Genomic DNA, 25470 nt, shown 5'->3' with positions numbered 1-25470 from the left:
GGGCGGCGCGGCACTGTCAGGCTTTTGAAGGTCGGCCGCTTCTAGGCTGACGCCATGTTCCATGCTCCAAGAGCAACCATGGCTTCCTCCGAATCCCTGGCCACGTCCCGTGCGTGGCATCCGCGGCCGATCGTCGCGGCCCACTGGCTGACCGTGCTGGTCCTGCTGTCCGCTTTCGCCCTGATCCTGGGGCGCGACTGGGTGGACGGCGAGGCCCTGAGCCACGCCTTGCTGGTGTTCCACCGCTGGGCCGGGCTGGGCATCGGCCTGCTGGCCCTCACGCGTCTGGTGCTGCGCACCCGTTGGCACCTGGCGGAGACCGCGACCGAGGACCCCGCCTGGCAGCGCTGGATTGCGTCCGGCACCCACGCCTTGTTGTACCTGCTGTTGCTGACCTTGCCCGTGCTGGGCTGGGTGCTGAGCAGCGCCCAGGGCCAGACCGTGAACCTGCCCTGGGGCGGCAGCCTGCCCGCGCTGATGGGCCCGGACCCCGACCTGGCCGACACGCTGGAGGACTGGCACGTGAAGCTGGCCTGGACGCTGGCCGGGCTGATCGGCCTGCACGCTGCGGCCGCGCTGTGGCACCACTGGGTGCGTCGGGATGGCGTGCTGGCCGCCATGTGGCCGCCGGCCCGTTGAGCCGCCACCGCCCCCACACGAATTCCCAACCCGCTTTCCGACAGGAGACTGCATGACCTTGACCCGTTTCACCCGCGGCTGGGGCGCCCTCGCGGCGCTGCTGGGCGGCCTGATGGCCGCCGGGCCCAGCCACGCCGTGCCCAGCTACGCCCGCCAGACCGGCCAGGACTGCGTGGCGTGCCACGTGGGCGGCTACGGCCCGCAACTGACGCCGTTTGGCGTCAAGTTCAAGCTGGGCGGCTACACCGACACCGATGGCCAGCCGGGCAAGCTGCCCTTGTCGGGCATGCTGGTGGCGTCGATGACCCGCACCGCCAAGGACCAGGCCGAGCCGCCGGCCGATGGCGCCAAGCTGAACAACAACAAGACCCTGGACGAGGCCTCGCTGTTCATCGCCGGCCGTCTGGCCGACCAGTTGGGCACCTTCACGCAGATCACCTATGACGGCATCGGCAAGTCCACCTCGATGGACCAGATGGACGTGCGCTTTGCCCACGCCACCGAGCTGGCCGGCAAGGACCTGACGCTGGGCCTGTCACTCAACAACAACCCCGGCGTGCAGGACCCGTTCAACACCCTGCCGGTCTGGGGCTATCCGTACGTGGGCTCGGCGCTGGGCTTCAGCGGCCCGGAAACCGCCACCCTGATCAACGGCGGGCTGGAGCAGCACGTGCTGGGGCTGAGTGGCTATGGCTTCTATGACAACAGCTGGTACGCCGAACTGGGCGCCTACCGGGACATGTCGCGCACGCTGCAGGAACGGATGAGCCTGGGCACGGCCGATGACCCGGGGCGGGTCTCGAACGCCGGCTACTGGCGCCTGGCCTGGTTCCAGGACCGCCACAGCCAGGCCTACTCGCTGGGGCTGTTCGGCTTCAACGCCGCCATCCAGCCGGACCGCCAGTCGGGCGGGCCCACCAACCGCTACCACGACCTCGGCATCGACGGCCAGTACCAGTTCCTGGGCACGCGTGAGCACATGTTCACCGTGCAGGGCAGCACCATCTGGGAACGCCAGAACCGCGATGCGCTGCTGGCCTCCGGTGGCGCCGACCACGCCCGCGGCTACCTGCGCGAGACGCGCCTGAACGCCTCCTACAACTACCTGCAGACCTATGGCTTCAGCCTGGGCCGTTTCGTCACCACCGGGGACCGCGACAGCGTGCTCTACGGTGGCAACACGGCGCTGGTGCCCAACACGCGCGGCACGGTCTTCCAGGCCGACTGGACGCCCTGGGGCAAGGAAGGCTCGTGGCTGTCACCCTGGGCCAACCTGCGCCTGGGCCTGCAGTACACCGCCTACAACCAGTACAACGGCGCCTTCCGCAACTACGACGGCAGTGGCCGCAAGGCGTCCGACAACAACACGCTGTTCCTGTTTGCCTGGACCAGCTTCTGACCCCGAAGGAATCACCATGCGTTCCCCGAAACACCTGCTGAGCTGCGGCAGCCTGGCGCTGCTGGCGCTGGCGGCCGGCACCCATCCGGCCCATGCGGCCGGCGACGCCAAGGTGGGCGCCGGCGTCTACGCCGAGAACTGCGCCGAGTGCCACAGCACCAAGGAAGGCAAGAACAAGAAGGGCCCGTCGCTCTTTGCCAGCTTCGGCCGCAAGGCCGGTGCGATCGGCGACTTCGCCTATTCCGATGCCTTGAAGGCCAGCGGCAAGGTCTGGACGGCCGATCAGCTGGACGCCTACCTGACGCTGCCCAAGAAGGCGATCCTCGGCGGCAAGATGAAGTTCGACGGGCTGCCCGACGCCAAGGCGCGGGCCGATGTCATCGCCTACCTGGCGACGCTGAAGTGACGGTGGCGAAGGCGACCCGTCCTCAGCGGATCGGTCGGCCTTCGCGGTCCAGCACCGTCATGGCCACCACCGAGACGGCCTGACGGCGCTGGGCATCCCATTGCAGAACCAGGCCGCCGGCGTCCCAGCCGGCCGCCCAGCCCTCCAGCGAGACGTACTCCGGCGCGGGTCCGCCGCTGGCCGCCTGGATCGCCAGCTGCAGGCCGCGTTGGTACTCGATGCCCAGGTGCTGGGCCGCCCCGGAAATGGGCGCCGACTGGCCCAGGCGGATCACCTCGCGGCCCTTGGCCACGGGTTCGGACTGGGCCCGGGCGAGCGCGGGCCGCTTTCAAGCAGGTGCGGCGGCGCTCAGAAGGTGGCGGCATAGCGGTCTAGCTCCCAAGTGCTGACGTGGCGGGCGTAGCCCAGCCATTCGTCGCGCTTGAGGCGCAGGAACTCGCCGTGCAAGACCGGCCCCAGCGCCGCGGCGACCACCTCGTCGGCGGCCAGGGCGTCGCAGGCCTCGGCCAGCGACTGGGGCAGCAGCGTGATGCCGCGCCGGTGGATCTCGCCCAGGGACAGGGCGAACAGGTCCTCGGTGCAGGCCGGGCCCGGGTCCAGACCGCGGTCGATGCCATCCAGGCCGGCGGCGATCAGCACCGCGGTGGCCAGGTAGGGGTTGGCGCTGGCGTCCGGCAGCCGCCACTCGAAGCGGCCCGGCAGGGTGCGGACCGTGGCGGTGCGGTTGTTGGGGCCATGGGCCACATAGGCCGGGGCCCAGGTGGTGCCCGAGAGCGATTCCCCCACCACCAGGCGCTTGTAGCTGTTGACCGTGGGGGCGGCCAGCGCACACAAGGCGGGCGCGTGGGCCAGCACGCCGGCGATGAACTGCCGACCCAGCACGGAGAGGTCGTGGCCTTGCGCGCGGTCGTCGGCCGTGGGGCTGAAGAGGCCCTTGCCGTGGGCCGGGTCCTTCAGGTCCCACAGCGAGACATGGAAGTGCAGGCCGCTGCCGGGCTGGTTGGCAAAGGGCTTGGGCATCATCGAGAACACCCAGCCTTCGCGCTCGGCCAGCGCCTGGGCCGCCAGCTTGAAGCCCATCAGATGGTCGGCGCTGGCCAGGGCTTCGTCGTAGGCGAAGTTGACCTCGTACTGGCCGTGGGCGTCCTCATGGTCCAGCTGCAGCACCTGGCGGCCCCAGCCGCTCAAGGTCTCCTGCAAACCATGCAGAAAGGCGGCCTTGCGCGGCAGCGACTTCAGGTCGTAGCTGGGCTTGTCCAGCCGGTCGCCATCGTCGGCCGGCCCCCAGCGGCCCTCCTGCCTTTGCAGCAGGAAGAACTCGGGCTCGATGCCGGTCTTGAGCTGCCAGCCGCGTTCGGCCAGGCGGGCGGTGGCGCGCTTGAGCACCTGGCGCGGGCAGGCCTCGAAGGGCTGACCCGCCACGAAACCGTCGCAGACCACGCGGGCGTAGCCGGGCTGCCAGGGCAGGGGGTCGATGGGGTGCGCCAGGTCGGCCCGGGCGTAGTACTCGGCCCGGGGGCCGGTGCGCGGCAGGCCGGTGCCCCAGATCGAGGGGCCGGCAAAGCCGGCGCCGGTCTCGATCAACTCGTCCAACTGAGCCAGGGGCAGGTACTTGCCCTTGGCCACACCGTGCAGGTCGGTGAACTGGGCCAGCAGCGTGTGCACGCCCCGGGCTTGCAATGACTCACGCTGCGTGTCGCTCATGCGTTTCCCTTCAGTCCAGCCGCAGCCAGGTGGTCTTCAGCTCGGTGTACTTGTCGAAGGCATGCAGGGACTTGTCGCGCCCGTTGCCGCTCTGCTTGTAGCCACCGAAGGGCACGGTCATGTCGTCCTCGTCGTACTGGTTGACGTGCACCGTGCCGGCCCGCAGGGCGCGAGCGACGCGGTGGGCGCGGTTGACGTTGAGGCTCCAGACGCTGGCCTGCAGGCCATAGGTGGAAGCGTTGGCGATGGCGACGGCCTCTTCCTCGGTCTTGAAGCGGATCACGCTGGTGACCGGGCCGAAGATCTCCTCGCGGGCGATCTTCATCTCGTTGCTGACGCCGGCGAACACGGTGGGCTCCACGTAGTAGCCGCCGCTCTCGGCGCGGGCCTGGCGGCCACCGGCCACGCACTGCGCGCCTTCGCTGTGGCCGGCGTCGATGTAGCCCAGCACCGTCTTGAGTTGGGTCTCGTCCACCAGCGCGCCCAGCACGGTGTCGGGGTGCAGCGGGTCGGCCGGGGCGTACTTGGGCGCCTCGGCGGCCAGCCGCTGGATGAACTCGTCGGCGATGCTGTCCTGCACCAGCACGCGCGAGGGCGCGTTGCAACTCTCGCCCTGGTTGAAGAACATGCTGCCGGCCAGGGTCTGGGCGGCGCGGGCGATGTCGCCGTAGTCCTCGAAGACCAGGAAGGCCGACTTGCCGCCCAGCTCGTTGTAGACGCGCTTGAGGTTGGACTGGCCGGCGTAGTCCAGCATGCGGCGGCCCACGCGGGTGGAACCGGTGAAGCCGATGGCGTCCACGTCCATGTGCAGGGCCAGGGCCTCGCCGGCCTCGTGGCCATAGCCGGGCACCACGTTGAAGACGCCCGGGGGCAGGCCGGCTTCGACGGCCAGCTCGGCCAGGCGGCAGGCGGTCAGCGGGCTCTTTTCGCTGGGCTTGAGGACCACGGAGTTGCCGGCGGCCAGGGCCGGGCCCAGCTTCCAGGCGGCCATGATCATCGGGTAGTTCCAGGGCACGATGGCGCCGATCACGCCCATGGGCTCGCGGGTGATCATGGCCAGGGCGTGGTCGCCGGTGGGGGCGATCTCGTCGTAGATCTTGTCCACAGCCTCGCCATACCAGGCGATGCAGCGGGCGGTGGCGGTCACATCCACGCCCATCGAGTACTGGATGGGCTTGCCCATGTCCAGGGTCTCGAGCAGGGCCAGTTCTTCCTTGGCGGCCAGGATCTTCTCGGCAAAGCGCTGCAGCACCTTCTTGCGCGCGGCCGGTGCCTGACCGGCCCAGCGGCGGTCATCAAAGGCAGCGCGGGCGCTGCGTACGGCGGCGTCGATGTCGGCGCGCTGGCCGCGGACCACATCGGTCAGGAAGCGGCCGTCCACCGGCGAATGCTTGGCAAAGGTCTGGCCGTCGACGGCCGCCACGCGTTGGCCGTCGATCACGGCACGGCCATCGGCCTTCAGGGCCTGGGCGCGTTCAGTCCAGTTCACGTGGTGGGGCATGGTGTGTCTCCAGGGGCAAAAAAAGGGCCGTCGCGGCAGCGCGAACGGCCCCGGTCGGTGTGGGGCGGCCTCAGGTGCCGCCCGGGATCAGAACGCGACGACCAGCGAGGTCGCCAGCATCTGGTTGATCTTCTTGTACTCGTCCTTCTTCACGTCGTAGAAGACGGCCTTGTCGGCGCCGTCCAGACGGTATTCGAGCTTGACCGTGGTGTTCTCGTTCCAGGTGTACTTGCCACCCAGGCTGATCGCATAGCGGTTGGCCCCCTGGTTCACGTTGCCGTTCAGGTCCGGGCCAATGCCGTTGCGGTCGTCGTTGCCATACACCAGGGCGCCGCCCTCGTCGGTGGTGGTGTAGCCGTTGTAGGCGAACAGGCCGCCGCCGTTCTTGCGGTTGTAGATGTAGTCGGCGCGGATCAGACCCTGCAGCCGCGGGGTGAACATGTAGCCGGCCAGGCCGGAGACACCCCACCACTGCGAGTCACGCCAGTTGCCGTCGGCATCCGGGGTGATGGCGCCCTGCTTCTGCCGGCCGTAGCTGACCTGGCCTTGCAGGGTCGTGTCGCCACGGGTGAAGTAGCCATCGGCCTCGGCCAGGATGGCCAGGGTGTTTTTGCCGGTGTTGAAGTTGGCTGTCTTGCCGATCAGGCTGGCGAAGCCCCAGCCGCTGTATTCGCCCTTGGCGTAGTCGGCGCGAAAGGCCCAGGAAGGGGTCTTCTCGGCCGAGGCCTTGATGGTCGCATTGACGTTGGCGATCGCGGTTCGGATCCACCACGGACCTTGCTTCAGGTCCAGACCCACACCGGTGTAAGCCACCGGCAGCGTGAAGTCATACAGCAGGTTGTGGCTGGTGAAGGGGTTGAGCGTCGGCTGCTGGTACTCGTAGCCCGACCAGTCGGGGATCTGACCCGCGATCAGGCGGGTGTTGTCGTCGGTCAGGGGCACCGACACCGAGGCTTCCTGGATGATGCTCGCGCCATCGATCGCGGCCCCCACGCCGCGGTTGGGGGTGAGCGTCAGGTGCCAGATCGTGCCGCTGTCGGTTTCCTTGAGAAGGTCCAGCGAGGCCGCGCCCATGAAGGACGTGTCGTAGTAGTAGCCGTCGGACTGCTGGTTCAGAAACTGGAAGCCGGCGCGGTTCTGGCGCTGGTTGTAGATGAAGGTCGGCTCGATGTAGCCGGAAATCTTCAGGCCCTTGAGACCCTGGGCCAGCAGGTTGTCTTCGGTGGCTTCGGTCTTGGCCGCGATGCGATTGAACTCGGCGGCCTGCTCCGGCGTCATGCCCCATTGAGGCTGATCCGATCCTTCGGGGGTACCGGCCTTGAGCTTGGCCTCCAGATCCGTGACGCGCTGCTTGAGGGCCTGGAGTTCCTTGAGCAGTTCGGTATTGGACTGGGCGGCCGCCGGGAACGCGGCCGTCAAGGCGACGGCCAGCAGGGTGGGGCTCAGATACTTCATTGCGGGTTCCTTCTGTTGCAGTGGTGCAGTGGTGGGCGGTCAGAGACCAAGGATCAATGGCGGGCGGCCTCGGCCATCTCCTGCTGGCGACGGCGTTCGTTGCGAGCCACCAGGTAGCTGGTGACGATGACGCCGATCGACACGGCCAGCACGATCAGGGTGGCCATCGCGTTCACAGTCGGGTTCAGCCCCAGCCGGGCACGCGAGAAGATGACCAGCGGCATGGTGGTCGAGCCCGGGCCCGACAGGAAGGCGGAAACCACCACGTCGTCGAGCGACAGCGTGAAGGTCAGCAGCCAGGCCGACATCATGGCCTGCGAGATCATCGGCAGCGTGATCAGGAAGAACACGGCGCGGGGCTTGGCCCCCAGGTCCATCGCCGCTTCTTCCAGGCTGGGGTTGAGCTCCTGCAGGCGGGCCTGCACCACCACGGTGGCGTAGGACATGCCCAGCAGCAGGTGGCCCAGCCAGATGGTCAGTGCGCCGCGTTCCGGGTAGCCGGTGAGGCGCTGGATCTCGACCAGCATCAGCAGCAGCGACAGGCCGATGACCACTTCCGGCATCACCAGCGGGGCGTTGACCATGCCCGAGAACATGGTGCGGCCCCAGAAGCGCTTGTACTTGACCAGCGCGAAGGCGGCAAAGGTGCCCAGCACCACCGAGCCGGTGGCCGAGAAGAAGGCGACCTTCATGGACAGCCACAGGCCGCCCAGCATCTCGGTGTCCTTGGTCAGGGCGGCGTACCACTTCAGCGTGAAGCCGCGCCAGACGTTGGCCAGCGGCGAGTCGTTGAAGGAATACACCACCAGCGCAATGATGGGCAGGTACAGGAAGACAAAGCCGCCCAGCAGCCAGGCCTTGCTGAAGCCGCGGTTGAAGGCGGGGGACAGGCGCAACATCAGCGGGCCTCCTGGGCTTCAGCCTGGTATTTGTTGAAGATGGCCAGCGGCACGATGATCAGCAGGATCATCACCACGGCGACGGTGGCGGCCATCGGCCAGTCGTTGTTCGAGAAGAACTCGTCCCAGACCACGCGGCCGATCATCAGCGTTTCCGGCCCCCCCAGCAGTTCGGGAATGACGTACTCGCCGACGCAGGGGATGAACACCAGCATGGCGCCGGCGATGATCCCGGCCTTGGACAGCGGCACGGTGATCTTCCAGAAGGCGACCCACGGGGTGGAGCCCAGGTCGGCGGCGGCTTCCAGCAGGCGCATGTCCATCTTGGAAAGGTTGGAGTACAGCGGCAGGATCATGAACGGCAGGTAGGTGTAGGTCATGCCCAGCACCAGCGAGAAATGCGTGTTCATGAACTTGCCGGGGGCGGAGATCAGGCCCAGTGCCAGCAGCACCTGGTCCAGGCCGGTGGCGATCAGCAGGTCGGCCACCCAGCCGTGCTCGCTCAGCAGGCCCTTCCAGGCATAGACGCGCAGCAGGAAGGAGGTCCAGAACGGCAGCATCACCAGCATCAGCAAGGCGGGCTGCACGGTGGCCTTGGCCCGCGCCATGAAGTAGGCAAAGGGGTAGCCGATGAACAGGCACAGCACCGTGGTGGCCGCGGCGTACTTCAGGCTGGCGACGTACGTCATCCAGTAGAGGTCATCGCTGGCCAGGAAGCTGTAGTTGCCCAGCTTGACCACCATCGTGATCACGCCATCGGCATAGGACAGGATGTTCTTGACGACCACCGCGTCCATTTCCGAGATGCTGATCTTGGCCAGGATCAGGAACGGGAAGAGGAAGAAGATGAGCAGCCAAGCATAGGGCAGGCCGATGACCGCGAGGCGGCCGCGCAGCCAACCGGGCTTCCTGGTGAAGAGGCGGATCAGGCGTTCCATGACGGTTCCGTCCTCATTGCGTCAGCACCACGTGGGCGGAACGGGACCAGTGGGCCCAGACCTTGTCGCCCCAGGTCAGTTCGTCTTCGCGCTGGCGCACGGTGTTGGCCATGCTCACCTTGAGCGTGGCGCCACTGGCCAGCTTGAGACGGTAGACCGTGAAGCTGCCGAAGTAGGACATCTCCTCGATCACGCCTTCGGTGCAGTTGAAGGGGTCCGTCGGTGGATTGCGGGTCAGGTGGATCTTCTCGGGACGCAGGGCCACCGTGACCGGCATGCCTTGCGTGCCGGTGATGCCATGGCCCACGTAGTGTTTGCAGTCCTCGCCGGCGATGACCACGTGGTCGTTCTCGTCGACCTCCACCGTGCCATCCATCATGTTGACGTTGCCGATGAAGTCGGCCACGAAGCGGGTCTGCGGGGTTTCATAGATCTCGCTGGGCGAGCCCACCTGCAGGAAGCGACCCTCGCTCATCACCGCGATGCGGCTGGCCATGGTCATGGCTTCTTCCTGGTCGTGGGTCACCATCACACAGGTCACGCCGACCTGCTCGATGATGTTCACCAGCTCGATCTGGGTCTGTTCGCGCAGCTTCTTGTCCAGCGCGCCCAGCGGTTCATCCAGCAGCAGCAGCTGGGGTTGCTTGGCCAGGCTGCGGGCCAGGGCCACCCGCTGCTGCTGACCGCCGGAGAGCTGGTGCGGCTTGCGCTTGGCGTACTTGCTCAGCTGCACCAGTTTGAGCATGGCCTCGACGCGGTCGGTCACCGCCTCCCGGGCCATGCCATCACGACGCAATCCGAAGGCGATGTTGTCCCACACCGTCAGGTGGGGAAACAGCGCATAGGACTGGAACATCATGTTCAACGGCCGGTCGTACGGCGGAAGGCCGGCCAGGTCCTGGCCATTGAGCACGATGCTGCCCGAGGTCGGGGTCTCGAAGCCCGCCAACATCCGCAGGAGGGTCGTCTTGCCGCAGCCCGACGACCCCAGCAGGGCGAAGATTTCGCCCTTGGCGATGTCGAGACTGACGTTGTTGACGGCCTTGTAGCCTCCGAAGTCCTTCACCACATTGCGGATCTGGAGGAAGGCACTGTCGTCACGGGCGGTGCTGGCGGGGGATTGCGTCATGATGCGTGCCTGCTCCTTACAGGCCGGTCTTGAACGAGGTGTAGGTTCGGGTCTGCAGGCGGCGCAGGTCGTTGTTCAACGAGTCCGGCGCCACCATCTTGGCCATGTCCGAAGCCGACAGGAACACCGTCGGGTTGTGGGCCACTTCAGGCTTCACGAACTTGATCGAGTCCTTGTTCGGGTTGGCGTAGAACACCTTGTTGGTCAGGCTGGCATGAACCTCCGGGCGCAGGATGTAGTTGATCCACTTGTGCGCGTTTTCCGGGTGGGGCGCATCGGCCGGGATGACCATGGTGTCAAAGAACAGCACGCCCCCGGTCTTCGGGATCAGCGCTTCGATCTTCTGACCCGTCTTGCCATCGATGGCGCGCTGGCGGGCGATGTTGATGTCACCGGACCAGCCCAGCGCCAGACAGACGGAGCCGTTGGCCATGTCGTTGATGTAGCCCGAGGAGCTGAACAGCGTCACATAGGGCCGCACCGACTTCAGCAGCTGGGCGGCCTTGGCGTAGTCGCCCGGCACCTTGCTCTCAGGCGGCTTGCCCAGGTAGTGCAGGGCGGCCGGCACCACTTCTGAGGCGGAATCCAGGAAGGACACACCGCAGGACTTCATCTTCGAGATGTACTCGGGCTTGAAGACCAGATCCCAGACGTTGTCCGGCATCGGGGTGCTGCCCAACGCAGCCTTCACCTTGTCGACGTTGATGCCGACGGTGGTGTAGCCCCACAGCCAGTCCACCATGTACTGGTTGCCCGGGTCCAGGCTCGCGAGCTGCTTCAGGACGACCGGGTCGAGGTGCTTCCAGTTCGGAAGTTGGGATTTGTCGAGCTTGCGCAGCAGGCCGCCTTCAGCCTGCAGCTTGGCCCAGTTCGACGAGGGCACGACGATGTCGTAGCCTGTCTTGCCGGCCACCAGCTTGGCGTGAACGATCTCGTTGTTGTCGAAGTTGTCGTACCGGACCTTGATGCCGGTTTCCTTCTCGAAGTTCTTGATGGTGTCTTCGGCGATGTAGTCGGACCAGTTGTAGATGTTGAGGACCTTTTCCTCTTCCTCGGCCTGGGCGCTGCTGGCAGCGCCGGCCACCGCCAGGGCCGCCACAGCCAGTGAAAGAACCGAACGCACTGAGTTGAACTTCATGAAGAAACCTCCAAGGTCACGGATGTTGGGGAGAGAAGTTGGGTGAATGCATGAAGAGCGCCGGATTGCACCACTTTGGCTCGACCCATTCTGGGGCGATTTCAGGAGATCCAAAATGGTGCAAGCCATGAAGAACGCTGGGACAGAAGGCTGATTTCAGAGCCAGCCCTTGGCCTTGACATCTGCCAGCGTGAGATCCAGACAGCGGCGGATCAGCGTCATCATCTCGTCGACCTGGGCGCGGGTGATGACCAGCGGCGGGGCGATGACCATGCGGTCACCCACGGCGCGCATCACCAGGCCATTGCCGAAGCAGTGGCCCCGACAGAGCATGCCGACCTCCAGGGAGGACGGGAAGAGCTGCCGTTTCGCCTTGTCCTTCACGAGTTGAATCGCGCCCATCAATCCACAGCTGACTGCTTCGCCCACCAGCGGATGGTCGTGCAGCGTCGCGAATTGCTGTGCAAGATACGGGCCGACATCCTCGCGCACATGCTCGATCAGCTTGAGCTGTTGCATCAGCTTGATGTTGGCCACGGCCACGGCGCAAGCCACCGGGTGACCCGAATACGTGTAGCCGTGTTCGAACTCGCCCCCTTTCTCGATCAGCACCTTGGCCACGCGGTCGCTGATCATCACGCCACCCAGCGGCACATAGCCGGCGGTGACGCCCTTGGCGAAGGTCATCAGATCGGGCTTGGTGCCCATGGTCTCGCAGCCGAACCAGTTGCCGGTGCGGCCAAAGCCGCAGATCACCTCGTCGGACACCAGCAGGATGCCGTACTTGTCGCAGATGCGTTGGATCTCCGGCCAGTAGGTCTTGGGCGGCACGATCACGCCGCCGGCCCCCTGCACGGGTTCACCGATGAAGGCGGCCACCTTGTCCGGGCCCACTTCGAGGATCTTCTCCTCCAGCCAGTTCGCTGCCACCTTGCCGAACTCGTCGGGGCTCATGTCGCCACCCAGTTCGTACCAGAAGGGCTGCTCGATGTGGGTGATGTTGGGAATCGGCAGGCCACCCTGGGCATGCATGTAGGCCATGCCGCTCAGCGAGGCACCGGCCATCGTGGAGCCGTGGTAGCCGTTCTTGCGCGCGATGATGACCTGGCGTTCCGGCTGGCCTTGCAGGGCCCAGTAGTGCCGCACCAACCGCACCACGGTGTCGTTGCTTTCGGAGCCAGAGCTGCCGTAGAAGACATGGTTGAACTGCGGCGGGGTGACCTGCGACAACAGCTCGGCCAGTTCGATCGCGGGGATCGTCGAGGTCTGGAAGAAGGCGTTGTAGTAGGGCAGTTCCTTCAGCTGGCGGGTGGCCGCCTCCACCAGGGCCGGTTGGCTGTAGCCGGTGTTCACGCACCACAGGCCGCTCATGCCATCGAGAATCTTCTTGCCCTCGCTGTCCCAGAGGTAGATGTTCTCGGCCTTGGTGATGATGCGGGCCCCCTTGGTGGCCAGCGCCGCGGTGTCGGTGAACGGGTGGATGAAGTGGTCCGCGTCGGCCTGCTGCCACTCACGGGTGCTGCGGCGGGTGGCTTGTGCGGGAGCCTGGATGACGATGTTGTCTTGTTGCATGGTGGTTCCTTGAATGGTCAGGCAGCGGTCCTCGTGGGGCCGGCAGGGGATCAGACGTGCAGCAGCAGGTGCTCGCGTTCCCAGGGCGAGATCACCTTCATGAATTCGGCGTGCTCGATCTCCTTCACCTCGGTGTAGACCGTGACGAAGGCTTCGCCCAGCACGCTGGCCAGGTCCTTTTCGGCGCGCAGCAGTTCCAGGGCTTCACCCAGGCTGCGCGGCAGCTGGTAGTCCCCCAGGTAGGCATCGCCCTTGCACTCGGCCGAGGGCTGGACCTTGTTCTTGATGCCCAGGTAGCCGCAGGCCATGGTGGCCGCCAGGGCCACGTACGGGTTGGCGTCGGCGCCGATCACCCGGTTCTCGATGCGGCGTGCGGCCGGCGACGAGATCGGCGAGCGGATGCCCACGGTGCGGTTGTCGATGCCCCACTGGATGTTGATCGGCGCGGCGGTGAAGCGGGCCAGACGGCGGTAGCTGTTCACATAGGGGGCGAACAGGGCCATGGCCGCGGGGATGTATTTCTGCAGGCCGCCGATGTACCAGTAGAACTCCTGGCTCGGGCTGCCGTCCTCGTTGCTGAAGAGGTTGCGGCCGGTCTTGGTGTTCACCACGCTCTGGTGGATGTGCATGGCGCTGCCCGGCTCGCCGGCAATCGGCTTGGCCATGAAGGTGGCGAACATGTCGTGGCGCAGCGCGGCCTCGCGCACCGTGCGCTTGAAGAAGAAGACCTCGTCGGCCAGGCCCAGCGGATGGGCGTGGAAGAAGTTGATCTCCATCTGGCCGGCGCCGATTTCGTGGATCAGCGTGTCCACGTTCAGCTCCATCTTGTCGCAGTAGTCGTAGATGTCTTCGAACAGCGGGTCGAACTCGTTGACCGCGTCGATGGAGTAGGCCTGGCGCGAGGTCTCGGAGCGGCCACTGCGGCCCACCGGCGGCTTGAGCGGCATGTCCGGGTCGGTGTTGCGGGCGACCAGATAGAACTCCAGCTCCGGGGCCACCACCGGTTCCCAGCCTTCGGCGGCATACAGGTCGCAGACGCGGCGCAGCACCGAGCGGGGGGCGAAGGGCACCAGATTGCCGTCGCGGTCGTAGCAGTCATGCACCACCTGGGCCGTGGGGTCGGTGGCCCAGGGCACGATGCGCACGGTGGCCGGGTCGGGGCGCAGGTGCATGTCGTGATCCATCGGGCTGATCACGTCGTAGTAGGGGCCTTCTTCCGGGAATTCGCCCGTCACGCCCATCGCCACGACCGCCTCGGGCAGACGCATGCCGCGGTCCTCGGTGAACTTCTCGCGTGGCAGGATCTTGCCGCGGGCCACGCCCGTCAGGTCGGGCACCAGGCATTCGATCTCGGTGACGTGGTGTTGGTTGAGCCAGTTCTCCAGCTCAAGGAAATTGAAGTGTTCTTTGCTGGCCATGGGGCACCTGCTTCTGAGACGTGACGCGCGGATTGCCGCCCTGCGGTCGGGCGCCGGGCCGCGCGGGCCCCGGGGGATTCCGGCCTGCTGCCGGAAGGCTCCGTCCACCTCAGCGGTGCGGAGCCTGATGGCCCTCCTGATGGCGTTCGGTCTGGTAGCGGCGGCAGGCCTGACCAAACGCGGTGAGCATGGCGACCGACTGGGGGTTGTCTGCGGCCAGCCATTCCGGGTGCCACTGCACGCACAGGCTGAAGCCGGGGGCCGCGGCCACGGAGAAGGCCTCGACCAGTCCGTCCGGCGCGCGGGCCTCCACCCGCAGGCCCGGGGCCAGGCGGTTCACGGCCTGGCCGTGCACCGAGTTCACCTGGAAGGTGCCCGGGCCGAGCAGTTGTTCAAGGAGGCCACCGGGCGCCACATCCACCGCATGGGCCGGGCCGTACTGCACGGCAGCCGGTTGGCCCTCGGGCGCCCGGTGGTCGTCATGGCCCTCGACATCCTGCACAGCCTGGAACAGCGAGCCCCCCAGCGCGACATTGGTTTCCTGGGTGCCCCGGCAGATGCCGAACAAGGGGATGCCGCGCGCCAGGGCACGTCGGATCAGCGGCAGCGTCCAGCTGTCGCGCACCGGGTCCAGCGGCAGGGCCGGGTTGTGAACCGCCTCGCCGTAGTGGCTGGGGTGCACATTGGACGGTGAGCCGGTGAGCAGCACACCGTCGGCCATGTCCAGCAGCACGTCGATCTCGGCAGCGTCGGCCGAGGGGACGATCAGCGGCATGGCGCCGGCCAGGCGCACGGCATCAAGGTATTTCTTGCCGGCGATGTAGAAGGGATGCTCGCCCAGCAGGCGGTTGCAGGCCGGCACCAGCACCAGGGGCTTGGCGCGGGTGGCATCTTCGGCGGCGATGGAAGCGGCTTGGGTCATGTCGTTCATGGTGAGGTTCATCCGAGCAGGTCGCGCAGGCGGTACCAGGTCGTGCCCAGCACCAGGGCCGGCATGCGCAGCAGCTTGCCGCCCGGGAAGTCGTGGTGCTTCAGGCGGGCGAAGACGTCGAAGCGGCTGGCGTCGCCGTGCATGGCCTCGGCCACCAGCCGGCCCGCCAGGCCGGTCAGCGCCAGGCCGTGGCCGGAGAAGCCTTGCAGGTAATAGAGGTTGTCGCGCAGGCGACCGAAGTCGGGCGCCCGGTTCATCGTGATGTCGACGAAACCGCCCCAGGCGTACTGCACCTTCACGTCCTTGAGCTGCGGGAAGGTTTGCACCATGCGCCGGCGCATGCTCTCGGCCAGGTGGAGGGGCGTCACGGTGCTGTAGCTGACCCGGCCGCCGTAGAGCATGCGGTGGTCGTTGGTGGTGCGCAGGTAATCCAGCACGAAGTTGGTGTCGCACACCGCCGAGCGTGTCGGGATCAGGCTGTCGGCCAGCGCCGGGTCCATGGCTTCGGAACACACAATGTAGGTGCCCACCGGCATGATGCGGCGTTCCAGGTGCTCGGCCAGCCCCTGCAGGTAGACATTGCCAGCCAGCAGCACCTGCTTGGCGCGAACCTGGCCCTGGGCCGTGCGCAGCGTGATCGTGGCACCGCTTTCCAGCGCGGTGACGGGCGATTCTTCGTGGATGCGCACACCGGCCGCGGCGGCCGCACGGGCGATGCCCAGCGCGTACTTGAGCGGGTGCAGATGGCCCGAGTTCGGATCGTAGAGACCGCTGTGGTAGCGCGGGCTGGCCACCCAGCGGGGCATGTCCGCCGCGGGGATGCGGGTGAACTCGGCCTGGTAGAGGCGGGCCATGCGGTCGGCCCACTGCATCAGCTCGGCTCCCTTGCGGGCGTTGGTGGCCACACCGATGTAGCCGTCGCGCCACTCGGCATCGATCTGGTAGGCGTGGATCCGCTGGCGCAGCAGGTCCAGTGCTTCCAGCGACATGCCCCAGACGCGGCGGGCATCGTCCAGGCCCAGTTGGTCTTCGATGACCGACTGGTCGCAGGCCAGGCCGTGGATGGCCTGACCGCCGTTGCGGCCACTGGCACCCCAGCCCACCTGCTTGGCTTCCAGCAGCGTCACCTGGTGGCCCTTGGCGGCCAGATCCAGCGCGGCGGTCAGCCCGGCGAGGCCGCCGCCGACGACGGCGACATCGCAATCGATGCTGCCTTGAAGCGGCGCGAAGCGCTGGGTGCGCGACGCCGTGGCAGCGTAATAGGAATCACGGGCGAGATCTTGGTCGACGCTCAAAAAGCTCATACGGTGGTCGCTAGGCAGTTCCTCGGGACAGACAGGTTCAGATCGAGCGGTAGAGATGACGCTGTGTTGTGTTGGTGTGCGTCTTGGGGAATGAGTCTACCCAGGCGGGCGCGCAATGTGCTTGCGCCTTCGTGCGGGGGGAACCCTGATTTACGCAATTTCGTATTGCTTCTACTCTGTTCTTGTGAACATTATGCGAACAACTGCCAAAACACCGCAATTGGATGCGATTGACCGTTCCATCCTGGATGAGCTTCAGCAGGATGGCCGTCTGTCCAATGTGGAACTGGCCCAGCGGGTCCATCTGTCGCCGTCGGCCTGCCTGCGCCGGGTCAAGCAGCTTGAGGACGAGGGGGTGATCGCGCAGTACGTGGCTTTGCTGAATGCCAAGGCGGTGGGGCAGCACGGCACCAGCTTCACCATCGTGAACCTGGAGTCGATGAACAACACCCTGCTTGAGGCCTTCGAGCAGGCGGTGCGGGCCGAACCGTCAGTGCTGGACTGCTACTACGTGGCCGGTGCGAACGACTACCTGATCCGCTTCACCTACCGGGATGCCGAGGACCTGGAGCGTTTCCACACCGAGGTGCTGATGCGGTTGCCCGGCGTGGAGCGTTCCAATTCCATTCTGGTGCTGCGCACGGTGAAGAAGACCACCAAACTGCCCCTTTGAGGGACAGCCCGCCTCGCTTCAGGCGGCCGCTTCCTGCACCCAGTGTGCGCGGCGCTGGGCCGTTTGGGCCAGGGCTTCGGCTTCGCGTCTGCGGGCCTCCGGGTAGGCCATGGATTCCTCCAGCGCGATGTGTGCGTGGTGCATCTGCGCGAAGACCTCGATCATCGATCGCAGCAGGTCCACATCCACCCAGGTGTGGCCATGGGCCAGGGCATCCAGCAGCGGGCTCAGTTCGCGCCAGTTCTGCTCGATCCAGCCATGGTCCTGGCGCAACTGGGCCACCTGTTCGGCCAGGGGCTCATCACCGCTGGCCAGCAGCACCGGAAAGACATGGCGTTCTTCGTCTTCATGGTGGGTTCGCCCCACCCCTTCGAAGAAACGGTGGGCATCCAGCGCCATGGTCTGGGCCCTGTCGTCCACGCCCAGACTGTCCAGTCGCTGCAGCAACTCATCAAGCTGTTGCAGGGCCAGCATCATGCGCTGATGGGTGCCTTCCAGCCGTTCGAATGGGGGCAGGGCGCGATCCGCGCGCAAGGAGAGGGGACGGGCCATGGAAACCTCCTTCCAGGATGTGGTGAGGACAGGTTCATTGTTCTCATGCCGCCCCCGCCGTCCTTGCGACGGATCAAGCGCCTGCCTGGGCCGTCATCCAGCGGCCGAGGGGCTCAGCCGGCCACAGAGGTAGGTCCAGACCAGTTGCGCGGCCACCAGGCTGGTCAGCTCGGCATGGTCGTAGGGGGGGGCCACTTCCACGCAGTCCATGCCGACGAAGGGCAGATCGGCCAGCTCCTCCAGCAGGGTGAACACCTGGGCGCTGCTCAGGCCGGCGGGCTCTGGGGTGCCGGTGCCGGGGGCAAAGGCCGGGTCCAGGCAGTCGATGTCCAGGCTCAGGTAGACGGGCGGGTTGCCGTGGGCCGCCAGCCGATCCCGGATGGCGCCCAGCACGGGGGCCAGCTGGGTCGGGCTTTCCAGCCCCCGCAGCGCACGGGCCGTGAAGATCTCGCCGCCCTGTTCGCGCACGTGGTCGCGGGCTTCCCGCACGCCGGAGGAACGGATGCCGATCTGGATGAAGCACTCCGGACGGGCCAGGCCTTCCTGCAGCGCCTCGTAGACCCAGGTGCCGTGGCCGCTGGGCTCGCCGAAATGGTCTTCCCAGGTGTCGCAGTGCGCGTCGAAGTGGATGACGGCCAGCGGTTCACCCAGATGTTCCCGGTAGGCGCGCAGCAAGGGCAGGGTGATGGAGTGGTCGCCGCCCAGCCACACCATGTGGTGGCGGGCCAGCAGGGGGGCGATCTGCGGCATCAGGGCCGCGCGCATGGCTTCCAGGCTGGTGTTGGGCAGCTCCAGGTCGCCAGCGTCGCCCAGCTGGGCCGTGGGCGAGACATCGAACCAGGGATGGGTGGCGTCGCACAGCATCTGGCTGGCCTGGCGGATCGCGCGCGGGCCGAAGCGGGCCCCGGGGCGGTTCGTGACCGAACCGTCCCAGGCAATGCCGGCAATGGCGAAGGGTTGCTGGTGGGCGGGGGCGGCACCGATGAAGCCGCTCTGGGTGAGATAGGGGAATCCGGACATGGGCGTCTCCGGGAGGGCGCAGCGCCTTGGCCATCCTGAGGCGGGCTGCGCGGGCGCGATGTTAGCGGCGGCGGTGGGGGCGTCGAAGCCCTTGTTTTTCGCAACACGAAAGCGCTTGACCACATCGTGGAAAGAGGGTGTCGTGCAGTGCAGCAAAATTTTTCATCACGGAAAACGCCTTACCGCATTGAGAAAAGTTGTTCGTAACCCGTTGAATTTCTTTGATAAAGATTTTAGTCTTATATAAGACATAAGTCTTCCTCGGCGCAGAGCACGGGCGTACGCTTCATCCCAACGTGTCCCCTTCCTGGATTGCTTTTAAAGGAGCTTGAGATGACCCGACTGACCCGCGAACAGCAAATCGCCGCCCTCGAAAAGGACTGGGCTGAGAACCCCCGCTGGAAGAGCGTGAAGCGCGGCTACAGCGCCGCCGACGTGGTGCGTCTGCGCGGTAGCCTGCAGCCTGAATACACCCTGGCCCAGGCCGGTGCCCAGAAGCTGTGGGAGAAGGTCAACGGCGGCGCCAAGAAGGGCTACGTGAACGCCTTCGGCGCGATCACCGCCGGTCAGGCCATGCAGCAGGCCAAGGCCGGCCTGGAGGCCGTGTACCTGTCGGGCTGGCAGGTCGCCGCCGACGGCAACACCTCCGAAACCATGTACCCCGACCAGTCGCTGTACGCCTACGACTCGGTGCCGACCATGGTCCGCCGCATCAACAACACCTTCAAGCGCGCCGACGAGATCCAGTGGTCGCGTGGCGTGAACCCCGGTGACGAAGGCTTCATCGACTACTTCCTGCCCATCGTGGCCGATGCGGAAGCCGGTTTCGGCGGCGTGCTGAACGCCTTCGAACTGATGAAGAACATGATCGCCGCCGGCGCCGCGGGTGTGCACTTCGAAGACCAACTGGCCGCCGTGAAGAAGTGCGGCCACATGGGTGGCAAGGTGCTGGTGCCGACCCAGGAAGCCATCGAGAAGCTGATCGCCGCGCGTTTCGCCGCCGACACCATGGGTGTGTCCACCCTGATCCTTGCCCGCACCGACGCTGAAGCCGCCAACCTGCTGACCAGCGACCACGACGCCAACGACAAGCCCTTCTGCACCGGCGAGCGCACCCAGGAAGGCTTCTACCGCGTCAAGAACGGTCTGGAGCAGGCCATCAGCCGTGGCGTGGCCTATGCGCCTTACGCCGACCTGGTGTGGTGCGAAACCGGCACGCCGGACCTGGGCTTCGCCCGTGAGTTCGCGCAGGCCGTGCACGCCGCCTGCCCGGGCAAGCTGCTGAGCTACAACTGCTCGCCGTCCTTCAACTGGAAGAAGAACCTGGACGACCGCACCATCGCGCGCTTCCAGGACGATCTCTCGGCGCTGGGCTACAAGTACCAGTTCATCACGCTGGCCGGCATCCACATCAACTGGTTCAACACCTTCCAGTTCGCCCACGCCTACGCCCGCGGCGAAGGCATGAAGCACTACACCGAGATGGTCCAGGAACCGGAATTCAAGGCGCGCGAGCAGGGCTACACCTTCGTGTCGCACCAGCAGGAAGTCGGCGCCGGCTACTTCGACGATGTGACCACCGTGATCCAGGGCGGCTCTTCCAGCGTGAAGGCCCTGACCGGCTCGACCGAAGAAGAACAGTTCCACTGATCCCCGAATCGGCCCTGCTCCGCGTGACCTGCGGAGCAAGCCAGGCCCGGCCGCCACAAGCGGTCGGGCCTTTTTTCTGGACGGTCGTGGTCAGCGCAGGCTGCTGACGTAGCGCGCCGACGCTGGGCGCGCCGCAGTGCGTCCCAGGCGGCTGTCTTCGAAGCCCGAGTGCGGCCCTTTGTCGCTGGCGGCAGCCGGAGCCGCCCCTGGGGCGGCCAGGGCCGGGAACAGCACCGCTTGCAGCCGTTGCCCCCACTCCACCAGTTCGGGGTGGGCGGCCTCGGCCAGGGCCAGGCGGATCACTTCGCGGGCGTATTCCGGGCTGCGGATCATCCACTCGACATCCGTGACCCGGCCGATCTTGCGCCGCATCACCACATGCAGGTGAGCGGCCACGGCCAGCTTTTCGCTTTCCAGCATCTCCACACCTCCAGTTCCAACGACATCGTCACCGTGCGCCAACTTGGCGCGGGCTCACTCCACCCGCTCGCCGTGCTGGCTCAGATCCAGACCTTCCTGCTCCTGCTTGTCGGTGATGCGCAGGCCGATCACGAAATCCACCACCCACAGGATCACCGCCGACACCAGGCCGCTGTAGAGCAGCGTGGCCACCACGGCCAGGGCCTGCGTGGCCACCGAGCCCTCCACCCCGCCGATGCGCGGGTCGGCCAGCCAGCCAGTCATCAGCGCACCGATGACGCCACCGACGCCATGCACGCCGAAGACGTCCAGCGAGTCGTCCACGCCCAGCATGCGCTTGAGCCCGGTGGCACCCCAGTAGCAGCCCACCCCGGCCACCACGCCGATCAGCACCGCGGACGACGGGCCCACAAAACCCGAGGCGGGGGTGATGGCCACCAGGCCAGCGACCACGCCACTGCTCAGGCCCAGCAGGGTGGGGGTCCGGCGCACGATCCATTCGGCCAGCATCCAGCTCAGCGCTGCCGCGGCCGCCGCCAACTGGGTCACCAGCATGGCCATGCCGGCTCGGCCATCGGCCGCCGCGGCCGAGCCACCGTTGAAGCCCATCCAGCCCACCCACAGCAGGCAGGCGCCGGCCATGGTGTAGCCCAGGTTGGCCGGCATCAGGGCCACCTGCCCGTAGCCGCGCCGGGGCCCCAGGATGAAGGCCGCGGCCAGGCCCGCCACGCCCGCGTTGATGTGCACCACGGTGCCGCCGGCAAAGTCCAGCGCGCCGCGCTGGGCCAGCCAGCCGTCGGGCGACCAGACCCAGTGCGCCACGGGGGCGTAGACCAGCAAGGTCCACAGCGCCATGAACCACAGCAGGCCGGCAAAGCGCATGCGCTCGGCGAAGGCGCCAACGATCAGCGCCGGGGTGATCACGGCGAAGCTCAGCTGGAACATGCTGAACACGGCCTCGGGCACCGTGGCAGCCAGCGGATGGACGGAGACCAGGTTGTGCAGCTTGTCGAACTGCAGCGTGGCCAGCCACATCGATTCGGTGCCGCCCAGCCAGGCCGAGCCGGGCATGAAGGCCAGGCTGTAGCCCGCCACGAACCACAGCAGCGTGACCAGGGCGGACACCGCCAGCACCTGGGCCATCGTGCCGAGGATGTTCTTCTTGCGCACCATGCCGGCATAGAACAGGGCCAGGCCTGGCAGCGTCATCAGCAGCACCAGGGTGGTGGCGCTGATCATCCACGCGGTGTCACCGGCGCTGATCTGGCTGGTGGGCACCAGGGCAGGCAGGCCCGTGGCGGCGGCCGAGGTCGCTGCCGCCGAAGACGCGGCCGCGCTGGCACTTGCCGCGGTTTGCGCCCAGGCCGATGCAGCGGGCACGCCCAACATCATGCCGATGGCCCCCGGCCACCACTTCCGTCCTGCCAGTCCCATACAACGTCCTTGTGTTCGTAAGGGAATGTGCTGCAATTTCCGGGCCCGTCGGGGGCTGCCGTGCGTTGGGCTTTCTGCACCATAACGGAACATGACGGACGCTTGGGCGCTGCGGGGTATCCTGTCGGGCCCTGTTGTGAACCCGAAGTCGCTTTCCGTGTCCTCTGCCTCCTTGACGCCCCAGATGGCGGGGCTGCTCGACCGCATCCGTCGTGCCCATCGCCCCCCGTTCCACACGCTTTCGCCCGAGATGGCCCGGGCCGCCTATGGTGTGGCCGCCGAGGTGCTGGACTTCCCGCGGGCCCCGCTGGCACGGGTGCAGGCGGTGACGGTGCCGGTGGGGGCTGGGGTGAACTGCCCGGCGCGGCTCTACGCCCCGTCCCATGAGCGGCTGCCGGTGATGCTGTACCTGCATGGCGGCGGCTTCGTGATCGGTGGGTTGGACACGCACGACAGCCTGTGCCGGCAGTTCGCGCTGCGCGCCGGCGTGGCCGTGCTGTCGCTCGATTACCGTCTGGCACCGGAGCACCGCTTTCCCTGTGCCGTGGAGGACAGTTTCGGTGCCCTGCAATGGCTGGCGGGGGAGGGGGCGACCCAACTGGGGCTGGATGGCCGTCGGCTGGCTGTGGGCGGCGACAGTGCCGGTGGCACCCTGTCGGCGGTGTGTGCGCTGCTGGCGCGCGATGCCGGCCTGCCGCTGGCCCTGCAACTGTTGATCACCCCGGGCACCACGGCCCATTGCGACACCCGCTCGCACGAGGTGTTCGCCAACGGCTTCCTGCTGGAATCCGACAGCATCCGCTGGTTCTTCGACCAGTACATCGATGTCGCCCACCGCACCGACTGGCGCTTCGCCCCCCTGCTCGCCCCGGACGTGGACGGCGTGGCCCGGGCCTGCTTCGTGCTGGCCGAGTGCGATCCGCTCGTGGACGAAGGTGTGGCCTATGCGGACCGGCTGCGGGCCGCGGGCGTGCCCGTCGATCTGGAGCTCTACCGTGGCGTGACCCACGACTTCATCAAGCTGGGGCGGGTGCTGCCCGAATCGGAACTGGCCCAGGCCGCGGCGGCCCAGGTGCTGCGCGAGGCGCTGCTGGGCTGAGGCCGGGCGGCTCGGTCAGCGGCGGGCGGCGAGGCCCGGGAGCGGGAGACCGCCCGGCGGCCATGGGGTCATCTGGAAGCTGCGCTGGGCCACCTCAGGTTGGTGCTGACGCTCGAGCATGTGCAGCACGACACCGTCCGCGCGGGCCTCGCAGATCAGCAGCGTGGAACAGCGCGTGCCGTAGCGCCCATCCGGGCTGCGGATGAAGGCGGCGGAGAGCATGCGCTCGGTGGCCTGGGGCACCCCGGTGTAGGGCAGGTCCACATCGGCGGCCGGCGTCGGATCGGCCAGCGCCGCAAACAAGGTCTCGCAGAATGCGGGCAGCGGGGCCTCCTGCCGGACCGCCTGACCCAGGGCCTGCTTGAGCCGCAGCACCTTGGGCCAGGGGGTGTCCAGTGCGGCATTGCTCAGGCCATACAGACCCGGCGTCAGACGCTGCGGGTGGGGCTGCATGTTGCTGGTCCAGAAGAATTCGCCCGCCGGGAAATCGGCGGCCAGCAGGTTGAAGGGGGCATAGCCGGTCAGCGCCGTCCGGGGCCAGAAGCGCTCGGCCGGCAGGTCGCCGCGCAGCCAGTTCAGCACGATGGTGCCCCGCGAGGGAGCCTGGGCCTCGGGCGTGAAGGGCTGGCGCACGTTGGTGACCAGCGCCACGCGGCCTTCGGCGGTGGCGCCCATCCAGGTGCCACCGGCCTGCAGATCCTGCCCCGACAGCACCCGGGGGCCGTCCAGCCAGGGTTGCCACCAGTCCAGCGGAACCGCGGGACGGTCCAGGTACTCGTCCCGGTTGGCCGCGATCACCAGCGGATAGCGGCGGCTTTGTCCCAGCGACAGGGCTACCAGGCACATGGCTGAAACACCTCGACATGGCGTTCGCCCTGCAGCCAGGGGGCGATGCCGCGGGCGGCCTGCTCGATGGCAGGCGTGAGCCGGCTGGCGATGTTGGCAGGCTGGGAGGGCCGGGCGGAGGGCCCGAACCGGTAGATTTCCATCAGGGTCAGTCGTCCTTCGTGTGCCGTGGGGCGCAGCAACAAGCGTGCCTGTAGGCCGGGCCAGTCCTGGCGCAACTGCTGCTGGAACGCGACCACGGCCGCCTGCACCCGCGGCAGGTCAGGCGGGGCGATCTGATAATAGATGAACCATTCCGGGGCGACGTCAGGCGCGGACGCGGCGCATCGTCCCGACGCGGGATTCATGGCTCATCGCTGGGCACGTCGTAGGGCAGGGGCTGCACGCTCAGCGTCGGGCCGTCGGCGGCCCCCAGGTGCAGCACGCCGCCCAGGGCCGCCCGCTTGACCTCCACCAGCCCCAGCGTCGGCTGGCCCGGCAGCGCGGCGGCCAACACCACCTGGCCGGCCGGTTGCGTCGGCTCGTCGGCGAGGAAGATCTCCTGCCCTGGCTGCATCGCCGCCGGGCTGCTCAGCAGCGCCGCGCGGCGCTTGAGGGTGCCCCGGTACTGGCTGCGGGCCACAACCTCTTGGCCGGGATAGCAGCCCTTCTTGAAGTTCACGCCGCCCACGAGTTCGAAGTTGACCATCTGCGGCACAAAGGCCTCACTGGTGGCGGCGACGATGCGGGCCACGCCGCTGCGGACCTCCAGCCAGCGCCAGCCCTCTTCGCTCAGCAAGGGCAGTTGGGCCGGGGCCTGGTCCGCCGGGCCGGCCCAGAGGCAACGCACCGCGCCCGCCACGTCCGGCAGACGGATGACCTGTGCCCCGGCCGGGCGGGTGACCGCCCAGGCGCGGGCGGGCAGGGCGTCGCCCAGCCAGGCCTGCGCGGCAGGGCCCGCCAGGCCCCACAGCACCACCTCATCGGCCGCCGTGAGCTTGCATTGGGCCCGCATCACGAACATCGACAGCCGTTTGAGCACCGCGGGCCGCACATCGGCGCTGCAGGCCAGCAGCCAGTCCTCGGCGCCCTGGGCCTGCCAGGCCACGAAACTGGCCAGCAAACGGCCCTTGGCGGAGCAGTACCCGGCCAGCCGCGCTTCGCCGGCGCCGGCTGCGGCCAGCTCGTTGGTCAGCTGCCCTTGCAGAAAGGTGATCGTGTCCGCGCCGCGCGCATGGATCAGGCCCCAATCGGTCAGGGGCGTGGCACCGGAAAAACTGGCGGTGACGGGGGCGCTGGACGCTGCGGCGGCGGTGGTGGCAGTCATGCGGCCGATTATGATCGCGGCCCATGCTTGAGCAGGT

General features: G+C 67.3%; 25 protein-coding genes. 6 read left to right on the top strand and 19 right to left on the bottom strand.

Annotated features, from left to right (window positions below; genetic code table 11):
- Positions 1-78 precede the first annotated feature (78 nt).
- The 3 genes from KGA65_RS07770 to KGA65_RS07760 are packed head-to-tail and all read left to right on the top strand — an operon-like array spanning position 79 to position 2444.
- Entirely contained in the window at positions 79-639 is a 561-nt protein-coding gene (locus KGA65_RS07770) for a cytochrome b (RefSeq protein ID WP_225862568.1), read from the top strand.
- Between the two features lie 52 nt (positions 640-691).
- Positions 692-2038: a cytochrome c1 protein gene (locus KGA65_RS07765; protein ID WP_225862567.1), complete on the top strand. Its 1347-nt coding sequence runs from the start codon at positions 692-694 to the stop codon at positions 2036-2038.
- Between the two features lie 16 nt (positions 2039-2054).
- Positions 2055-2444 (top strand): c-type cytochrome, encoded by a 390-nt coding sequence (locus tag KGA65_RS07760; protein WP_225862566.1) that lies wholly within the window; start codon positions 2055-2057, stop codon positions 2442-2444.
- Between the two features lie 22 nt (positions 2445-2466).
- On the opposite strand, the gene KGA65_RS07755 is transcribed toward KGA65_RS07760, so the two are convergent.
- From KGA65_RS07755 to KGA65_RS07700, 12 genes are all read right to left on the bottom strand, one after another.
- Positions 2467-2736, bottom strand: a complete 270-nt coding sequence (locus KGA65_RS07755) for a hypothetical protein (RefSeq protein WP_225862565.1) — start codon at positions 2734-2736, stop codon at positions 2467-2469.
- A gap of 56 nt (positions 2737-2792) precedes the next feature.
- The gene (glnT, locus tag KGA65_RS07750) at positions 2793-4148 is read right to left on the bottom strand and encodes a type III glutamate--ammonia ligase (protein ID WP_225862564.1); all 1356 of its coding nucleotides are present in this window, start codon (positions 4146-4148) and stop codon (positions 2793-2795) included.
- Between the two features lie 10 nt (positions 4149-4158).
- A complete protein-coding gene (locus KGA65_RS07745; protein WP_225862563.1) occupies positions 4159-5649 on the bottom strand; it encodes an aldehyde dehydrogenase in 1491 nt (496 codons plus the stop codon).
- Positions 5650-5736: 87 nt separating this feature from the next.
- A complete protein-coding gene (locus KGA65_RS07740; protein ID WP_225862562.1) occupies positions 5737-7104 on the bottom strand; it encodes a DUF3138 family protein in 1368 nt (455 codons plus the stop codon).
- Between the two features lie 53 nt (positions 7105-7157).
- Positions 7158-8003 (bottom strand): ABC transporter permease subunit, encoded by an 846-nt coding sequence (locus KGA65_RS07735; RefSeq protein ID WP_225862561.1) that lies wholly within the window; start codon positions 8001-8003, stop codon positions 7158-7160.
- On the bottom strand, positions 8003-8941 hold the full coding sequence (locus KGA65_RS07730) for an ABC transporter permease (RefSeq protein WP_225862560.1): 939 nt from the start codon (positions 8939-8941) through the stop codon (positions 8003-8005). Before KGA65_RS07730 ends, KGA65_RS07735 begins: the two co-directional genes overlap by 1 nt.
- 13 nt (positions 8942-8954) lie before the next feature.
- A complete protein-coding gene (locus KGA65_RS07725) occupies positions 8955-10070 on the bottom strand; it encodes an ABC transporter ATP-binding protein (RefSeq protein ID WP_225862559.1) in 1116 nt (371 codons plus the stop codon).
- Positions 10071-10086: 16 nt separating this feature from the next.
- Complete coding sequence (locus tag KGA65_RS07720) at positions 10087-11208, bottom strand: polyamine ABC transporter substrate-binding protein (RefSeq protein ID WP_225862558.1); 1122 nt, start codon at positions 11206-11208, stop codon at positions 10087-10089.
- A 156-nt stretch (positions 11209-11364) separates the two neighbouring features.
- A complete protein-coding gene (locus KGA65_RS07715) occupies positions 11365-12780 on the bottom strand; it encodes an aspartate aminotransferase family protein (protein ID WP_225862557.1) in 1416 nt (471 codons plus the stop codon).
- Positions 12781-12830: 50 nt separating this feature from the next.
- A complete protein-coding gene (locus KGA65_RS07710) occupies positions 12831-14198 on the bottom strand; it encodes a glutamine synthetase family protein (RefSeq protein WP_225862556.1) in 1368 nt (455 codons plus the stop codon).
- A 109-nt stretch (positions 14199-14307) separates the two neighbouring features.
- Positions 14308-15120 carry a gamma-glutamyl-gamma-aminobutyrate hydrolase family protein gene (locus tag KGA65_RS07705; RefSeq protein WP_225862659.1) on the bottom strand — a complete coding sequence of 271 codons (813 nt, stop codon included), beginning with the start codon at positions 15118-15120 and terminating at the stop codon, positions 14308-14310.
- 17 nt (positions 15121-15137) lie between these two features.
- Positions 15138-16433 carry an NAD(P)/FAD-dependent oxidoreductase gene (locus KGA65_RS07700; RefSeq protein WP_225862555.1) on the bottom strand — a complete coding sequence of 432 codons (1296 nt, stop codon included), beginning with the start codon at positions 16431-16433 and terminating at the stop codon, positions 15138-15140.
- A gap of 193 nt (positions 16434-16626) precedes the next feature.
- Here KGA65_RS07700 and KGA65_RS07695 point away from each other — a divergent pair, with 193 nt between their 5' ends.
- Positions 16627-17106, top strand: a complete 480-nt coding sequence (locus KGA65_RS07695; protein WP_225862554.1) for an Lrp/AsnC family transcriptional regulator — start codon at positions 16627-16629, stop codon at positions 17104-17106.
- Between the two features lie 18 nt (positions 17107-17124).
- Here the strand turns inward: KGA65_RS07695 and KGA65_RS07690 are convergent, their stop codons facing one another.
- Both KGA65_RS07690 and speB read right to left on the bottom strand, forming a co-directional pair.
- Positions 17125-17658 carry a hemerythrin domain-containing protein gene (locus tag KGA65_RS07690; protein ID WP_225862553.1) on the bottom strand — a complete coding sequence of 178 codons (534 nt, stop codon included), beginning with the start codon at positions 17656-17658 and terminating at the stop codon, positions 17125-17127.
- A gap of 93 nt (positions 17659-17751) precedes the next feature.
- Positions 17752-18678 (bottom strand): agmatinase, encoded by a 927-nt coding sequence (gene speB, locus KGA65_RS07685; protein WP_225862552.1) that lies wholly within the window; start codon positions 18676-18678, stop codon positions 17752-17754.
- A 333-nt stretch (positions 18679-19011) separates the two neighbouring features.
- Here speB and aceA point away from each other — a divergent pair, with 333 nt between their 5' ends.
- Complete coding sequence (aceA, locus tag KGA65_RS07680; RefSeq protein WP_225862551.1) at positions 19012-20328, top strand: isocitrate lyase; 1317 nt, start codon at positions 19012-19014, stop codon at positions 20326-20328.
- A 90-nt stretch (positions 20329-20418) separates the two neighbouring features.
- On the opposite strand, the gene KGA65_RS07675 is transcribed toward aceA, so the two are convergent.
- Together KGA65_RS07675 and KGA65_RS07670 are read right to left on the bottom strand one after the other, a co-directional pair.
- Entirely contained in the window at positions 20419-20748 is a 330-nt protein-coding gene (locus tag KGA65_RS07675) for a hypothetical protein (protein ID WP_225862550.1), read from the bottom strand.
- Between the two features lie 54 nt (positions 20749-20802).
- The gene (locus tag KGA65_RS07670) at positions 20803-22140 is read right to left on the bottom strand and encodes an ammonium transporter (protein WP_445666954.1); all 1338 of its coding nucleotides are present in this window, start codon (positions 22138-22140) and stop codon (positions 20803-20805) included.
- 226 nt (positions 22141-22366) lie between these two features.
- On the opposite strand from KGA65_RS07670, the gene KGA65_RS07665 reads away from it, so the two are divergent.
- On the top strand, positions 22367-23281 hold the full coding sequence (locus KGA65_RS07665) for an alpha/beta hydrolase (protein WP_225862658.1): 915 nt from the start codon (positions 22367-22369) through the stop codon (positions 23279-23281).
- Between the two features lie 15 nt (positions 23282-23296).
- Here the strand turns inward: KGA65_RS07665 and KGA65_RS07660 are convergent, their stop codons facing one another.
- From KGA65_RS07660 to ygfZ, 3 genes are read right to left on the bottom strand one after another with little or no spacing between them, the layout of a single operon-like run.
- Entirely contained in the window at positions 23297-24127 is an 831-nt protein-coding gene (locus tag KGA65_RS07660; protein WP_225862548.1) for an NRDE family protein, read from the bottom strand.
- The gene (locus tag KGA65_RS07655) at positions 24115-24474 is read right to left on the bottom strand and encodes a DUF4936 family protein (protein ID WP_225862547.1); all 360 of its coding nucleotides are present in this window, start codon (positions 24472-24474) and stop codon (positions 24115-24117) included. Before KGA65_RS07655 ends, KGA65_RS07660 begins: the two co-directional genes overlap by 13 nt.
- Positions 24471-25433, bottom strand: a complete 963-nt coding sequence (ygfZ, locus tag KGA65_RS07650; RefSeq protein ID WP_225862546.1) for a CAF17-like 4Fe-4S cluster assembly/insertion protein YgfZ — start codon at positions 25431-25433, stop codon at positions 24471-24473. Before ygfZ ends, KGA65_RS07655 begins: the two co-directional genes overlap by 4 nt.
- Positions 25434-25470 lie beyond the last annotated feature (37 nt).

Source organism: Ideonella benzenivorans (assembly GCF_020387415.1).
Taxonomy (GTDB): domain Bacteria; phylum Pseudomonadota; class Gammaproteobacteria; order Burkholderiales; family Burkholderiaceae_C; genus Ideonella; species Ideonella benzenivorans.
Note: the sequence above shows the minus strand (reverse complement) of the source record. Positions and strands in the feature narration are given on the sequence as shown.

Excerpts from the sequence above, each read along its gene's own strand:
- KGA65_RS07740 (WP_225862562.1), bottom strand. The coding sequence starts at position 7,104 with ATGAAGTATCTGAGCCCCACCCTGCTGGCCGTCGCCTTGACGGCCGCG.
- KGA65_RS07735 (WP_225862561.1), bottom strand. The coding sequence starts at position 8,003 with ATGTTGCGCCTGTCCCCCGCCTTCAACCGCGGCTTCAGCAAGGCCTGG.
- KGA65_RS07765 (WP_225862567.1), top strand. The coding sequence starts at position 692 with ATGACCTTGACCCGTTTCACCCGCGGCTGGGGCGCCCTCGCGGCGCTG.
- KGA65_RS07700 (WP_225862555.1), bottom strand. The coding sequence starts at position 16,433 with ATGAGCTTTTTGAGCGTCGACCAAGATCTCGCCCGTGATTCCTATTAC.
- KGA65_RS07670 (WP_445666954.1), bottom strand. The coding sequence starts at position 22,140 with ATGATGTTGGGCGTGCCCGCTGCATCGGCCTGGGCGCAAACCGCGGCA.
- KGA65_RS07725 (WP_225862559.1), bottom strand. The coding sequence starts at position 10,070 with ATGACGCAATCCCCCGCCAGCACCGCCCGTGACGACAGTGCCTTCCTC.
- KGA65_RS07715 (WP_225862557.1), bottom strand. The coding sequence starts at position 12,780 with ATGCAACAAGACAACATCGTCATCCAGGCTCCCGCACAAGCCACCCGC.
- KGA65_RS07720 (WP_225862558.1), bottom strand. The coding sequence starts at position 11,208 with ATGAAGTTCAACTCAGTGCGTTCGGTTCTTTCACTGGCTGTGGCGGCC.
- KGA65_RS07655 (WP_225862547.1), bottom strand. The coding sequence starts at position 24,474 with ATGAATCCCGCGTCGGGACGATGCGCCGCGTCCGCGCCTGACGTCGCC.
- KGA65_RS07690 (WP_225862553.1), bottom strand. The coding sequence starts at position 17,658 with ATGGCCCGTCCCCTCTCCTTGCGCGCGGATCGCGCCCTGCCCCCATTC.
- KGA65_RS07745 (WP_225862563.1), bottom strand. The coding sequence starts at position 5,649 with ATGCCCCACCACGTGAACTGGACTGAACGCGCCCAGGCCCTGAAGGCC.
- aceA (WP_225862551.1), top strand. The coding sequence starts at position 19,012 with ATGACCCGACTGACCCGCGAACAGCAAATCGCCGCCCTCGAAAAGGAC.
- KGA65_RS07710 (WP_225862556.1), bottom strand. The coding sequence starts at position 14,198 with ATGGCCAGCAAAGAACACTTCAATTTCCTTGAGCTGGAGAACTGGCTC.
- KGA65_RS07760 (WP_225862566.1), top strand. The coding sequence starts at position 2,055 with ATGCGTTCCCCGAAACACCTGCTGAGCTGCGGCAGCCTGGCGCTGCTG.
- KGA65_RS07665 (WP_225862658.1), top strand. The coding sequence starts at position 22,367 with ATGGCGGGGCTGCTCGACCGCATCCGTCGTGCCCATCGCCCCCCGTTC.
- ygfZ (WP_225862546.1), bottom strand. The coding sequence starts at position 25,433 with ATGACTGCCACCACCGCCGCCGCAGCGTCCAGCGCCCCCGTCACCGCC.
- KGA65_RS07770 (WP_225862568.1), top strand. The coding sequence starts at position 79 with ATGGCTTCCTCCGAATCCCTGGCCACGTCCCGTGCGTGGCATCCGCGG.
- KGA65_RS07675 (WP_225862550.1), bottom strand. The coding sequence starts at position 20,748 with ATGCTGGAAAGCGAAAAGCTGGCCGTGGCCGCTCACCTGCATGTGGTG.
- KGA65_RS07660 (WP_225862548.1), bottom strand. The coding sequence starts at position 24,127 with ATGTGCCTGGTAGCCCTGTCGCTGGGACAAAGCCGCCGCTATCCGCTG.
- KGA65_RS07705 (WP_225862659.1), bottom strand. The coding sequence starts at position 15,120 with ATGACCCAAGCCGCTTCCATCGCCGCCGAAGATGCCACCCGCGCCAAG.
- speB (WP_225862552.1), bottom strand. The coding sequence starts at position 18,678 with ATGTCCGGATTCCCCTATCTCACCCAGAGCGGCTTCATCGGTGCCGCC.
- KGA65_RS07695 (WP_225862554.1), top strand. The coding sequence starts at position 16,627 with ATGCGAACAACTGCCAAAACACCGCAATTGGATGCGATTGACCGTTCC.
- glnT (WP_225862564.1), bottom strand. The coding sequence starts at position 4,148 with ATGAGCGACACGCAGCGTGAGTCATTGCAAGCCCGGGGCGTGCACACG.
- KGA65_RS07730 (WP_225862560.1), bottom strand. The coding sequence starts at position 8,941 with ATGGAACGCCTGATCCGCCTCTTCACCAGGAAGCCCGGTTGGCTGCGC.